The sequence below is a fragment of the uncultured Thiothrix sp. genome, from assembly GCF_937873765.1.
Taxonomy (GTDB): Bacteria; Pseudomonadota; Gammaproteobacteria; order Thiotrichales; family Thiotrichaceae; genus Thiolinea.
This window is the reverse complement of the sequence record NZ_CALMZC010000015.1, coordinates 166,556-179,415: the sequence shown is the minus strand read 5'-3', so window position 1 is coordinate 179,415 and position 12,860 is coordinate 166,556. Positions and strand designations below refer to the sequence as shown.

At 45.7% G+C, this 12,860-nt stretch carries 11 protein-coding genes and 1 pseudogene; 6 read left to right on the top strand and 6 right to left on the bottom strand.

The window, feature by feature from the left end:
- Nucleotides 1-103: 103 nt before the first annotated feature.
- The gene (locus Q0307_RS05265) at nucleotides 104-1,105 is read left to right on the top strand and encodes an NADP-dependent oxidoreductase (RefSeq protein WP_298657616.1); all 1,002 of its coding nucleotides are present in this window, start codon (nucleotides 104-106) and stop codon (nucleotides 1,103-1,105) included.
- A gap of 395 nt (nucleotides 1,106-1,500) precedes the next feature.
- The gene (locus Q0307_RS05260) at nucleotides 1,501-2,511 is read left to right on the top strand and encodes a class I SAM-dependent methyltransferase (RefSeq protein WP_298657613.1); all 1,011 of its coding nucleotides are present in this window, start codon (nucleotides 1,501-1,503) and stop codon (nucleotides 2,509-2,511) included.
- A 171-nt stretch (nucleotides 2,512-2,682) separates the two neighbouring features.
- Here Q0307_RS05260 and Q0307_RS05255 read toward each other — a convergent pair whose 3' ends face one another.
- Both Q0307_RS05255 and Q0307_RS05250 read right to left on the bottom strand, forming a co-directional pair.
- Complete coding sequence (locus Q0307_RS05255) at nucleotides 2,683-3,012, bottom strand: multidrug efflux SMR transporter (RefSeq protein WP_298657610.1); 330 nt, start codon at nucleotides 3,010-3,012, stop codon at nucleotides 2,683-2,685.
- A 10-nt stretch (nucleotides 3,013-3,022) separates the two neighbouring features.
- Nucleotides 3,023-4,225 carry a DUF1343 domain-containing protein gene (locus Q0307_RS05250; RefSeq protein ID WP_298657607.1) on the bottom strand — a complete coding sequence of 401 codons (1,203 nt, stop codon included), beginning with the start codon at nucleotides 4,223-4,225 and terminating at the stop codon, nucleotides 3,023-3,025.
- 127 nt (nucleotides 4,226-4,352) lie between these two features.
- Between Q0307_RS05250 and yciA the strand changes: the two genes are divergently transcribed.
- The 3 genes and pseudogenes from yciA to Q0307_RS05230 all read left to right on the top strand — a co-directional run bounded on the left by yciA (nucleotide 4,353) and on the right by Q0307_RS05230 (nucleotide 6,448).
- Entirely contained in the window at nucleotides 4,353-4,766 is a 414-nt protein-coding gene (gene yciA / locus Q0307_RS05245; RefSeq protein ID WP_298657604.1) for an acyl-CoA thioester hydrolase YciA, read from the top strand.
- Between the two features lie 127 nt (nucleotides 4,767-4,893).
- Nucleotides 4,894-5,454, top strand: a complete 561-nt coding sequence (locus Q0307_RS05240) for a Uma2 family endonuclease (RefSeq protein ID WP_298657602.1) — start codon at nucleotides 4,894-4,896, stop codon at nucleotides 5,452-5,454.
- Nucleotides 5,455-5,548: 94 nt separating this feature from the next.
- Nucleotides 5,549-6,448, top strand: a pseudogene (locus Q0307_RS05230) (phosphorothioated DNA-binding restriction endonuclease).
- An 87-nt stretch (nucleotides 6,449-6,535) separates the two neighbouring features.
- Here Q0307_RS05230 and Q0307_RS05225 read toward each other — a convergent pair.
- Nucleotides 6,536-7,447 (bottom strand): DMT family transporter, encoded by a 912-nt coding sequence (locus tag Q0307_RS05225; RefSeq protein ID WP_298657594.1) that lies wholly within the window; start codon nucleotides 7,445-7,447, stop codon nucleotides 6,536-6,538.
- Between the two features lie 164 nt (nucleotides 7,448-7,611).
- Here Q0307_RS05225 and recJ point away from each other — a divergent pair, with 164 nt between their 5' ends.
- Nucleotides 7,612-9,381, top strand: coding sequence for a single-stranded-DNA-specific exonuclease RecJ (gene recJ / locus Q0307_RS05220; protein WP_298657591.1), 1,770 nt, complete (start codon nucleotides 7,612-7,614; stop codon nucleotides 9,379-9,381).
- Here recJ and tsaB read toward each other — a convergent pair.
- From tsaB to Q0307_RS05205, 3 genes are read right to left on the bottom strand one after another with little or no spacing between them, the layout of a single operon-like run.
- The gene (tsaB, locus tag Q0307_RS05215) at nucleotides 9,378-10,076 is read right to left on the bottom strand and encodes a tRNA (adenosine(37)-N6)-threonylcarbamoyltransferase complex dimerization subunit type 1 TsaB (RefSeq protein ID WP_298657588.1); all 699 of its coding nucleotides are present in this window, start codon (nucleotides 10,074-10,076) and stop codon (nucleotides 9,378-9,380) included. The two genes, recJ and tsaB, sit on opposite strands and share 4 nt — an antisense overlap.
- Nucleotides 10,057-12,036: an ATP-dependent DNA helicase gene (locus Q0307_RS05210; protein WP_298657585.1), complete on the bottom strand. Its 1,980-nt coding sequence runs from the start codon at nucleotides 12,034-12,036 to the stop codon at nucleotides 10,057-10,059. The genes tsaB and Q0307_RS05210 overlap by 20 nt, the downstream gene beginning before the upstream one ends.
- A gap of 17 nt (nucleotides 12,037-12,053) precedes the next feature.
- Entirely contained in the window at nucleotides 12,054-12,860 is an 807-nt protein-coding gene (locus tag Q0307_RS05205; protein WP_298657582.1) for a tetratricopeptide repeat protein, read from the bottom strand.

Genomic DNA, 12,860 nt, shown 5'->3' with positions numbered 1-12,860 from the left:
AAAAATTGCCTCAATACTCAGTCGGTGCTGATTGAGACTCAGTTTAGGTAGTCTGTTATACTTATAGAGAAAACTTTAGATAGTAAATACCATCAGAATATATATGAAAGCATTCATTGTTGATAAATATGGCAAAAATGGCCTCCGTGCTGCCGAAATACCAAAACCCAGTGTTGGGCGGCGTGATGTTTTGGTTCGAGTGAGTGCTGCTAGTATCAACCCGCTAGACAAAATGGTTCGCAACGGCGAGTTTAAGTTACTTTTAAAGTATAAAACACCTTTTGTACTCGGACATGATGTTGCAGGCGTTATCACAAGGATTGGAGCTGAGGTACAGGGCTACAAAGTTGGTGATGAGATTTACGCCCGTCCTCGAGACCTCCGTATCGGTAGTTTCGCAGAGTACATCGCGATTGAGCAAGATGATATCGCCCTCAAGCCAAAATCGCTGACAATGGAAGAATCAGCAGCAGTTCCTCTTGTGGCACTGACCTCATGGCAAGCACTGGTTGAGGTCGCACAGCTCAAACCCGGGCAGAAAATTCTTATTCATGCTGGCGCTGGCGGCTTGGGTTCTACTGCCATACAAGTCGCCAAGTATCTCGGTGCGTTCGTCGCGACCACTGCAAACGGTAAGGATACGGAGAAATTGCGCAGGCTAGGCGCAGATGAAGTGATTGATTACACGAAGCTAGACTTCTCCCAACTACTCTCTGGTTATGATGTGGTGCTTGATTCACTAGGGGGTGACAACCTCATCAAGTCGTTGACCGTGCTTAAACCTAACGGGCTCGCAATCAGTGTTGTCGGTCCACCTGATGCTGGGTTCGCGCTGCAAATCGGCAAACCGTTACTGAAGCCCGTGATGTCATTACTAAGCTTCAAGATCCGATCACAAGCCAAAAAACTAGGGGTGCGCTACTCATTTTTCTTTATGCGTGCAAATGGAGCTCAACTGAAAACCTTGGCGGCTCTCTATGATGCCGATCTACTGCAGCCTGTATTGGATCGTACTTTTTCCTTTGACGAAACATTAGCAGCGATGGCGTATGTAGAGCAAGGAAGAGCCAAAGGTAAAATCGTCGTCACCCTACCTATGACTTAACCCTTGATCACACTGTTGTACACGTCCTCTTTGAAATCTTGGCCAATAGTGATTAGCTAGTTGTTTGAACTACAAGGTGTCCGATTATTATTATCTGGCAGTCCAGTCATTTACCCGTTCATACAAAAAATTAAACTGCTTATCCTTTTTAATTAGGCATCAATTAGCTAGTTAATTATTCTTTTCTTAAAAAGAATCTAACACTTCTCACAGAAAATATAAATATAAAGCACTTTCAGGTATACTCATAATTTACACATATCTAGAGTAGATATTAAAAATATGCACATGAAATATTTTCTCTTAGCCACTAACAATTATATTTTTTACATTAGCAATGATGAATCAACACGAAATTTATTTTTAACATATCTCTTAATTACTGAGAATTAAATGTGAATAAACCTATAACAACTATATCTTCTACCAAATATTTTTTAAAATCCTTATTGACACCGAAAATCCCCGAGAATGTAGTCTCTCGCTTCAAATACTTAGATGAAAAAAGCTTGGAGACTATCGAAACAGCGTTAAAAACACATTTTTTTACGCAGCAAGATGCTTGGTATAGTGATATTAACTACCTAACCTCTGTTGCAGGCCAAGAAGACTTAAAAGATCATCTGACAGGAAGGCTTGATAGTTTTCGTCTTAGTGTGATTCCTTGGCTGAATAGTATGCGCCCATTGGAAAACTCAAAGATTCTTGAAATAGGTTGTGGTACTGGTGTTTCAACAGTCGCCTTAGCCGAACAAGGTGCGAAAGTGACTGCGATTGATGTAGTGGAAGATAGCTTAATCGTCGCTAAAAAGCGCTGTGAAGTTTATGGCCTAAATGTAGAATTGATGCTTGCCAACTCTACAGAAGTGCATAATTTATTAGCAGGCCAAGATTTTGACTTTATTATCTTTTTCGCCTGTCTTGAACATATGACACATAATGAGCGCATGCTTGCCATGAAAAACACTTGGGAGATGCTCTCTAATGACAGCTTGTGGTGCTTAGTAGATACGCCTAATCGCCTCTGGCATTACGATCAACATACTGCTCACCTACCGTTCTACTCATGGCTGCCGGATGATTTGGCTTTTGCGTATTCGCGTTTTAGCCCCCGAAAACCTTTTGCTGATTTATATCAGAAAATCACTGATGATTCGATGCTCGATTTTCTAAGGCGTGGTCGCGGAGTAAGTTATCATGAGTTTGAACTGACAATGAAACCTACAGGACAACTTGAAGTGGTCAGTAGTCTCACAGATTTCTTAAAAAGTCGGAATTTTTTAACAAAAACAGTATGGAGCTTAAAAAATAGAAACCCTTTTGAGTCACTCCTCATCAAATTAGGCCCAAAAATCCATAAGGGCTTCTATCAATCTAGCTTGGATCTAATTATTAGGAAAACTTAAACTGCTATAAGTGCTTATCAGCAGCCTTGAATTAGTGTCGATATGGATTTTTATTAATTGCATAGCACTTAAATGAGCCATACAGCCTTTTATACCTGCAAGTTAATACCTGTATTTAAGGTATTAACTTTATAAAAAACCGATTATCTAAAAAATATTTAATAGCAAGCGCTAATGCACCACCATCTTCGAAAATAAATTAATCACCAACACGCCAGCAATAATCAAGCCCATACCCAACGCAGCAGGCCAATCCAAGCGCTCGTGATAAAACACCACACCCACTAAACTAATCAACACAATTCCAAGCCCTGACCAAATTGCATAAGTAATCCCCAAAGGAATAGTACGCAACGCCAAAGTCATGAAATAAAACGCACTGCCATAAGCGGCAATCATGATTAAAGTTGGCCAGAGTTTCGTGAACTCCGCTGAGTTTCTTAAAGCACTCGTGGCGATGACTTCAGAGATAATGGCAATCGCCAAATAAAAATACGACATAAAACCTCAATTAATACAATAGATAAGGCTGACGCTGCTCTAGCCATGCGCGCTCATCGACTTCTGCTAAACCTTCTAAATCAGCTATCGCCGCTACTGGATCATCCACCCACTCTCGCAATAAGGGCGAACCATTGATCACATCGATAGCCAGCTTATCCAGCTCATATTCATAAGGAAAATCACGCCATAAGGGGTAATCGGCTTGTAATAAACGTAAGGCTTTGAAGGCTAAAGCCTGCAGACGCCAAGGTTTAAAGCGTTGATGCTGATAGCTTGAATCTTCCACATGAATCTGCACACCTGCACAGAGTTTGCCCACATGCTTATGGAAAGTCGGTTCAAACCAACACTCACGTAACCGGCAACCAGCTAACCATTCAGGTGCTAGCTCATGCATCAGCTTCAAAAGGGCTTTGGGATTGATATCGGGTGCACCAAACAGCTCTAAAGGCCGCGTCGTACCGCGCCCCTCAGATAACGTTGTTCCCTCCAACATCACCGTACCTGCATAGCAACGTGCCATCCATAGATTCGGTGCATTGGGACTTGGATTAATCCAAGTGCGCTCACCTAAAGGCCAGCCAAAACCCGCACCTAAGCCCGGTTGCCAGCCGTGCATAGTGATCACTTGATAATCGACATCGAGCTTTAATTCATTAATAAACCACAACCCCAGTTCGCCCATCGTCATACCATGCCGCATCGGCATGGGTGCTACACCGACAAAACTTTCCCAACCTCTGCGCAAACTTAAGCCTTCTACAGGTCGTCCTGCTGGATTGGGACGATCTAAGACCCAAACGGCTTTTCCAGTTTGTGCAGCCGCTTCTAACACATAAGCTAAAGTCGTGATAAAGGTATAAATTCGACAACCTAAATCCTGTAAATCCACCAGCAAAACATCAAACGTATCCAGCATCGCTGCGGTCGGGCGGCGTACTTCACCATATAAGCTAAACACCGGAATCTGATACTGCGGATCAAGGAAATCCGGCGACTCCATCATATTGTCTTGCTTATCGCCTTTAATGCCATGCTGTGGGCCAAAAGCAGCGCTTAAGCAAATATCATCGAGCGCTGCCAAAGCATCCAAAGAGTGCGTTAAATCAGCAGTGACCGAAGCAGGATGCGCAAGCAAAGCTACACGTTTGCCCTGTAAAGCGGCTCTTAACTTCGGTTCTGTGAGAAAACGATCAATTCCAAATAGCATTACAGCCTCAGCACTTAGCCCTTTAATCAGGCGCGTACTTTACAAGGAATAGCGTCTGAAGCCTAGCGAGCAGTGAATAGCTGTGTTTAGATAGCAGCCTTAAACTACCCTGACTAGGATTTTTAGAATGGACGAGACTCAAGACCTACAACCCAAAGGGCATTTATTATTGCGTACCGTCGCCATGCCTGCAGACACTAATCCCAATGGCGATATTTTTGGCGGCTGGATTATGGCACAAATGGATATTTCGGGTGGCATTATGGCCAAAGAGCTAGCTCAAGGCCGCGTTGCTACTATTGCGGTGAATGCGATGAAATTTATCCGCCCCGTCAAAGTCGGCGATGTAGTCGCTTGTTATGGTTCCCTTGTCCACACCGGTACTACCTCCCTCACGATTCATCTACAAACTTGGGTCAAACCTGCTTGGCGTGATCCAGAGTCAGATTTATTTCAAGTGACAGAGGCTGATTTTGTCTATGTGGCGATTGATGAACAGGGTAAGAAGCGGGCTTTGAGAAAGCCTGCACAAGCAGATTGAGCGGCTTCTTGTGCCAGTAATCAACGTGCATTGTGGGTTTTCCTCAGATCATTTGAATTGCTTGCCAAAAACCGTGAAGATGAAACTGTGTGGTGAGCTTTAAGTCCTTTATGTAGGAGTCAGTGCGATGAGTGTCTTACCGAAGTCATCTTATGTGTCCCCGGAAGAATATTTATTAGGGGAAAACGACCGTCCGGATGGGCAGAAATACGAGTATGTGAATGGGCAGATTTACGCGATGGCGGGGGCGAGTCGCGGGCATAATCAATTGTCGATGGCTTTTGCTGGTTTGTTATTTCTGCACCTGCGCGGCAGTCGTTGCCAAGTATTCCAGTCGGATATGAAGGTTGAAATTCAAGCATTCAACGATACCCGTTATTACTACCCTGATGTGCAGGTGACGTGTGAAGATGAAACCGCATCGCATTTTAATCAATCGCCATGTCTGGTGATTGAAGTATTATCCGGCAGCACAGCACGTAAAGACCGCACGGAAAAACTGGCAGGTTATCGGATGATTCCGACCTTACAGGAATACGTGCTGTGTTCGCAGGACACGCCTTACGTGGAAATTTACCGTCGCAGCAACGCGTGGCTCAAGGAAAGTTACACCGAGGGCAAAACTTTTACACTCGTTTCTGTTGGGTTGGAAATGGTGGTGGATGAACTTTACACGTTCTTACGTTGATGCCCAATTGTTCTGCTTTCATCACCTTTGCGCTGCAAAATAAATCGCAAGATGGCGTATAATCTGCACAACTAAATGATAATGAGTTATGTTAATAAACGAACAAGAACTCATCACCCGCATTACCACGTTAAACGTTTGGAAGAAAGGTGACCAACGCGCCCCACATGAGCCTTTACTATTGCTACTAGCCTTAGGGCGTATCCATACAGACTCACCACGTTTAATTCCATTTGATCAGATTGATACCAAGCTTACCCAGTTGCTGCAAGACTTTGGCCCCAGTAGAGCCAATTATTACCCCGAACTACCATTCTGACATTTGCAATCTGATTTGATTTGGGAAATGCCACACTGTAGTGGTGTTTTGACCACATCCAGCAGTGTCAGTAGAAAGTATTTGCGCGATAAGCACATTGAAGTAGGCTTCACCCAAGAGGTCTATGATCTGTTAAAAACTAATCCAGTCCTTCTACAAGAAGTAGCGATGCAATTGTTGGAGGACAATTTCCCACTCTCTGTCCATCAAGATATTTTGGATGAAGTCGGCTTAGATTTTGAAGCAATCCCACAACTCAGCCCACAAAAACGTACTAAGCGTGATCCAAGCTTTCGTCGCCTCATACTAGAGGCTTACGATTATCGTTGTGCTATTTGCAATTTCAGTGTGCGCATGGAAAACACGCCAATCGCACTGGAAGCGGCGCACATCAAATGGTTTCAAGCAGGTAGCCCCGATATTGAAAGCAATGGCTTAGCGCTTTGCTCTTTACACCATAAACTACTCGATCGTGGTGCTTTGGCCATTTCCAATGAACAGAAAATTGTCATATCAGAAAAAGTAAACGGGCATGGTGGTTTTCAGAACTGGGTTCTTAATTTCGACGGCAAACCCCTCCTGAAACCGCGCAATACGCTATATTCACCAAAAACTGAATTTACAAATTGGCATATTCGTGAAGTATTCCAAGGCAGGTATGGTGTCTCCAAATAGGTTATTTGCCCACACGCGAAAACATCTTGATTTAGCTGTTCTCCTCATATTCAACATATTTTTATTTGACTACTAAGAGCGCTAAACTTACTTCCCCCGCCACCCCACAAACCACCCATACCCACTCACCACCACCAAACCCAGCAACACCATCACCGCGCCTATAATAAAATGCAGTTCTAAGGATTCATTTAATAAAACCACTCCAAATAAAACCCCAAACAGCGGCGTCAAAAACGAGAAAATCCCCAATTGGGCAGCCATATAGCGGCGCAGGAGAGCAAACCAAATTAAAAAACTCGCAAAGGATACTAAAATACCCTGAAAAGCTAAGCTTGCCCAAACAACAGGAGTCGGATTAAATTCTGCCTGTCCCGTTACCAAAGCAACAATGAGTAACAGAATAAAAGTAGCGACCAGTTGATACTGCAAAGTTTCAGTTGCAGGCGCATTGGCAAGGCTTGAGGCACGCACCACTAAAGTAGTTAAACCCCAAGCTAAACCGCTTAATAAGCCTAAAAAATCACCCCAAAGCATATTGCTCCCAGTGCTGGGTTGCTCATGCCCTAAGAAAGTAACACCAATACCAACAAAAGCTAAGAGCACACCCACCCATTGCACGGCGGCTAAGCGCTCGGCAGGAAATAGCCAATGCATCCCCAAAGCCACAAAAATCGGTGCGGTATACACTAAAACAATCATGTGCGAAGCAGCCGTGTAGCGTAAGCCCTCTGCCACAAACACGAACTCAACCGCGAACAGTAAGCCCACCACCAAACCCGGCTTCCAGTTTTGCGCAAGATTCATACGTTCTTGCCGATAATGCATCAAGCCAGCCACTAATAAGGCACTCAGCCCTGAACGCAAAGCAATCAACAACATCAGGCTAATCTCATCCACCACGGCTTTCAAATGCGATTGCTGTACACCCCAGAGCATACACAGCAAGACCATGATGCCCATGGCTTTTCCATCTAGTGCTTGGCGAGTATTTGGCATGAACGATTTCCGATGATTAGCAAAACTGCAGATTATCCCTTAGTCTCAGCGGACAAGCAGCAGAATTCCAGCCATTATGCTAGATAAGGGTGCATGCGAATCAGGCCAAGACCTTCCATTCGCCCCATGTTAGACTTAAGCGGCATTCCTAACTCAGACCCACTATGTCTTATTTCACAGCTAAACAGATTCAAGCGCGCCCTTATACTGGCGCTATCTTGCATGATACTAATAGTAGCTATCCGCCGCTCATTAAGCGTATTCTGGCTGCGCGCGGAATTAACCACAGTGACGAACTAAACTTTGTGTTAAAGCAATTGCACCCCGTTTCAAGCTTAAAAAACGTTAAAGCGGCGGCACAATTATTGGCTGAGGCGATTATCAATCAGCATCAAATCCTGATTGTGGGTGATTATGATGCGGATGGCGCGACCGCGACTGCTTTATGTATTCGTGCTTTACATCTGTGTGGGCATCAAGCGGTCGATTTCTTAGTCCCTGACCGCTTTAAATATGGCTATGGTTTAACCCCAGCGATTGTAGAACTAGCTAAGCCTTATCAGCCGTGGCTCTTGATGACCGTAGATAATGGTGTCTCTAGTATTGAAGGGGTTGAAGCCGCGCATGCTTTAGGGATTAAAACCCTCATTACCGATCATCATTTACCCGGCCAGCAACTACCGGCGAGTGATGTGATGGTTAATCCGAATCAGCCAGAAGATCAATTCCCCTCCAAAGCCTTAGCCGGAGTCGGGGTTGCTTTTTATGTGATGCTCGCCTTAAAACAAGAACTCATTGCACAAAACTATTTTGCTAAACAGAACTTGCCTGAACCGAATATGGTGAGTTTGTTGGATTTAGTCGCTTTAGGCACGGTGGCGGATGTCGTACCACTAGATGCGAATAATCGAATTTTAGTGGAGCAAGGTTTGCGGCGGATTCGCTCCGGTGCAGCCCATGCTGGAGTTCAAGCTTTACTCACCGTAGCAAAAAAAGATCCCAAGCGGGTCGTGAGTAGTGATTTTGGTTTCGCCTGCGGCCCCCGATTAAATGCGGCAGGGCGTTTGGCGGATATGGCGGTAGGTATCTGCTGCTTACTAACCGATGACCCCAAAGAAGCAGCACGATTAGCTTTGCAACTAGATAGCCTCAATCATGACCGTCGCCAAATTGAAGCGGATATGAAAGAAGATGCCGAGCGCATCATGCAAGCTTTAGGTTTTGAACGAGATACTCATTTGCCACCGATTATGTGCCTGCATCAGGCAGATTGGCATGAAGGAGTCATTGGTATTTTGGCCTCACGGATTAAAGATCGCTATCACCGTCCAGTCATTGTGTTTGCTAACTCCGAAGATGGTTTGCTGAAAGGTTCTGGGCGTTGCATTGAAGGCTTACATTTACGTGATTTAATTGATGAAGTGGCAACCCAGCATCCGGGCATGATCCAGCGCTTCGGCGGGCATGCGATGGCGGCAGGCTTAACTTTGCCATCTGAACATTTCCAGCAATTCCAAACCAGCATGATTGCTGCAGTGAATCGTCAGACTAAGCCCGATACCTTCCGCGAAACTGTCTACACCGATGGTCATCTCAGCCCACAAGAACTGAATTTGAATACCGCCGAACAACTGCATGCTTTGGCGCCTTGGGGTCAATGGTTCCCTGAGCCGCAATTTGAAGGTGAGTTTGAGGTCAAAAAACTGCAAATTCTCAAAGATTTGCATGTACGCGCTACCCTCATTCCGATTTATGCCGAACCGAGTTTAGTTTCAGCCGTTACAGCCATGCACTTCTTTGCGGATTTGCGGCAATGGCCTGCTGAAGGTGAACGCGTACAGTTAATTTACAAATTGAGCGTGAATGAATATCGTAATGAGCGCTCCTTACAACTCATGGTCGCTCATGTGATACCGAAAACAGCGACAGCTTAGCGGGTTTTTAGTGCCAAACGCTCTTGAGTGGTTTGAGCAATTTTATTTCTTAAATAGATGGGTTGTGCTTGCTCAGCAGGTATCGCACGCCCCGCTTGGTAGTCTTGCCAAGCTAACTGCGCAATAAATTCCGCTGAAGGTAGCCAATCTGCACAAGTTGCTGTCACTAAACCTGCCGCACGCTCGGCTAACTCAGGATAAGCCGACCAACCACTCCCGACTGCGACCCAGCCAACATCCTTAGGTAACTCAATCGCATTCGGAGTTAAGACTTGTTCTTCCGCTTGCAACTGTACTTGCCCCGCCACTACTTGAAAAACACCCCAGTAGACTTCACCCATGCGTGCATCTAAGGCGACTAAAATTTTCTGTGCTTGTAACTGCTGATAAGCCTGTTGCGCCAAGGCCGCTAAGCTTGAAATGGGCAATACTAATTTATTCGCCGCCAAGGCTAGGCCTTGAGCAACACCGGTTGCAATGCGCACGCCCGTAAAAGCTCCCGGCCCACGCCCAAAAGCAATCGCATCCACCTGAGCTAACTCTAAATTAGCCTGCTTTAAGACCGACTCCACCATCGGCAAAATTAATTGGGTATGCGCGCGTGGTGTGAGTTCAAACGCGGTAAAACAAGTGGTGTCGGTCATTACCGCAGCAGAGCAAGCATCACTAGAGGTATCAAGAGCTAATAGAGGCATGATTTTCGTTCGAGTTGAGAATGGAAGATGGTTTTACGGGTTGTGTCGAAAAAAAGCGCTCGACGACTTCCAGTTTTTGGGTACGCGGCATACGCGGCAAGCTGTCTAAAAACACCGAACCGTAACGACGAGTACGCAAGCGTGCATCACAAATCATCAAAAGGCCGCGATCTTCTTGATCACGAATCAAGCGCCCTACCCCTTGTTTTAAGGCAATGACCGCTTGTGGCAGTTGATAATCTGCAAAAGGATTGCCACCTTCTTGGCGTAAAGTTTCCAGACGCGCCTCTAGGACGGGATCATTCGGTGCTGCAAAGGGGAGTTTATCAATAATCACGCAGCTTAAAGCTTCGCCACGCACATCAACTCCTTCCCAAAAACTAGCCGTACCCAATAAAACTGCATTGCCTAGTTCACGGAACTTATCAATCATTTCACGCTGCGGCGACTCGCCCTGAATCAGCATAGGGTAGTCAAACTCGCCCTCGAGTAATTCAGCGGCTTCGTGCATAGCGCGATAACTGGTAAACAGCATAAAGGTACGGCCACCACAAGCTTTAATCACCGGAATCGCCGCTGCAACCATTTTCTCTACAAAATCAGCTTGTTGTGGCTCTGGCAAACCGGTCGGTAAATACATCAGGGCATGATGCCAATAATCAAAGGGGCTATCGAGTTTTAAGGTAGCGGCCTGATTAATACCTAAGCGCTTGGTGAAATGCTCAAAAGAATCGCCGACCGCTAAAGTAGCAGAGGTCATCACCCAGCGACAGGGTAAGGTTTCCATACAACGTTGCAACGGAACCGCAATATCTAAAGGCGTTGCTGTTAAACTGAAACTACGGGTGAAAGTCTCAAACCATTGAATCACATCCGTTTGTGGCATTTGCATCCGCAGTAAACGCTCACGTAATTCAACTAAGCGTTCATGACAAAGCTCTAAACCCTTGCTGCGCTCAACAATTTCAACCAATAAAACTTCTAGATCTTGCATCACTTCCAGCAGCGTTTGGGTATGTTCAATAATCCCCGGGCGATCTCGCATCATCAGCCATGAAGCACGTTGCCCCGGTGCATCCATGACTAAACGCAAATCTAACACGGCTTTATCGAGCTGGTTTAACTGGTCGCGTAACTGTGGCATATCTTTAGCATTGACTAAAAATTCCGCCAAAGTATCACGCGACCATTCTTGTAGCTGGCGACTGCTGATAGTTTCACTGAAGAAATTTGAAGCAATTTCAGGGAGTTGATGCGCCTCATCCAAGACGATCACATCCGCAGTCGGTAATAGCTCCCCGAAGCCCTCTTCTTTCAAAGCCATATCTGCAAAGAACAGGTGATGATTGACGACCACAACATCCGCATCTTGAGCCTTACGCCGTGCCTTCACTACAAAACAATCACTATAGTATTCGCACTCTAAGCCTGAACAATTTTCAAGCGTTGACGTGACCTTAGGCCAGACTTCTGCATCATGTGGAATCGCAGTCATTTCAGCAATATCACCGGTTTCAGTAAGGCGGCTCCAGCTTTCTAAACGTCTAATCCAGCCGATTTCACGCCGATCCGTAAAGCGTCCTTCTTCTAAAGTCAGCTCTAAACGCTGCAAGCAAAGATAATTCGCTCGCCCTTTTAACAGGGCTGCTTTAAGAGGCAGCTTGAGTGCTTCACAAACAACAGGCAAATCTTTGAAGAATAGTTGATCCTGTAAGGTTTTACTGCCCGTAGAAAGAATTACGCGCTCACCTGAAGCTAAGGTAGGAATTAAATAAGCAAAAGTTTTCCCAACACCCGTACCCGCCTCGACAATGAGCACACCTTCGCCCGCTAACAATTCAGTAATAGCTTTAGCCATTGCCTGTTGTTGTGGGCGCGGCTGAAAACCCTCAATCCTTTGTGCTAATGCACCGCCTTCTTCAAGCCAAGCTAAAGCAGGCTGTTCAGAATCTGTGCTCACCACCCGCCTTCCTAAACTTAGTTAGCCAAGCGCTGGGCACGTAAGCGAATAGCTGCATCATCTGGCGCTAAATCTAAAGCCTTTCTGGCCATGGAAGAAGCTTGCGACTGATTACCCAATTGCTCATTCACTTCCGCTAAACGCAGCCATAAATTGGCATCGTTCGGCGCAATGCGTAAAGCACGTTCTAAAGTAGTGGCTGCACGGTCAGCTTTACCCACACTTAGTTCATTATTAGCTTGCTTCAATAATACCGCGACAGCAGGCGAGCTAGTCGTGGTTTGCGAACTACTGTTTGGACTAGGACTACTAGACGTTGTGCTTTGCGTACTACCCAAACCTGTTTGCGGTGGTACGGTCATATTGACAGTGGGAGCTGGTTGCTTTTCTGCTGGTAAATCCAGCACTTCCACTTGGACTTTGCCTTGATCCCAAAAAGGCACACCTGCTGGCTTTTGGGAACTGGTTTGAGTCTGAGTGTTAGGCGCTGGTTGCTGCTCAGGAATATAAGTAACTGAAGGGCTTGTAGTTTTTTTAGGAGCACTCGGTTCAGGTAAAGGCTCAGCTACAATTTTAGTGCGCGCTTCGATAGGGGTAACAGTTGCTGGTGGATTGTAAGTTTGCTGACGCGGTGGTTGCTGCACGGGCATCGGCATTGGCTCAGGCAGTGGTTGAGGTATTTGCTGGGGCATAGGAGTCAACGGCATGGCTTGTGGGGGCGCTGCATAAATGGGTTCGGGTGGCAGCGCAGGCGTACAGCCCACTAAACCAGCTACTAATCCAGCTAATGGAGCATAACGTAAAACCATTTTAGAAAACTTCAT

Bases quoted from the DNA above. Each gene is read 5' to 3' on its own strand.
- Q0307_RS05250 (WP_298657607.1), bottom strand. From the start codon at position 4,225: ATGCTATTTGGAATTGATCGTTTTCTCACAGAACCGAAGTTAAGAGCC.
- Q0307_RS05225 (WP_298657594.1), bottom strand. From the start codon at position 7,447: ATGCCAAATACTCGCCAAGCACTAGATGGAAAAGCCATGGGCATCATG.
- Q0307_RS05205 (WP_298657582.1), bottom strand. From the start codon at position 12,860: ATGAAGTTTTCTAAAATGGTTTTACGTTATGCTCCATTAGCTGGATTA.
- Q0307_RS05265 (WP_298657616.1), top strand. From the start codon at position 104: ATGAAAGCATTCATTGTTGATAAATATGGCAAAAATGGCCTCCGTGCT.
- tsaB (WP_298657588.1), bottom strand. From the start codon at position 10,076: ATGCCTCTATTAGCTCTTGATACCTCTAGTGATGCTTGCTCTGCTGCG.
- recJ (WP_298657591.1), top strand. From the start codon at position 7,612: ATGTCTTATTTCACAGCTAAACAGATTCAAGCGCGCCCTTATACTGGC.
- Q0307_RS05255 (WP_298657610.1), bottom strand. From the start codon at position 3,012: ATGTCGTATTTTTATTTGGCGATTGCCATTATCTCTGAAGTCATCGCC.
- yciA (WP_298657604.1), top strand. From the start codon at position 4,353: ATGGACGAGACTCAAGACCTACAACCCAAAGGGCATTTATTATTGCGT.
- Q0307_RS05240 (WP_298657602.1), top strand. From the start codon at position 4,894: ATGAGTGTCTTACCGAAGTCATCTTATGTGTCCCCGGAAGAATATTTA.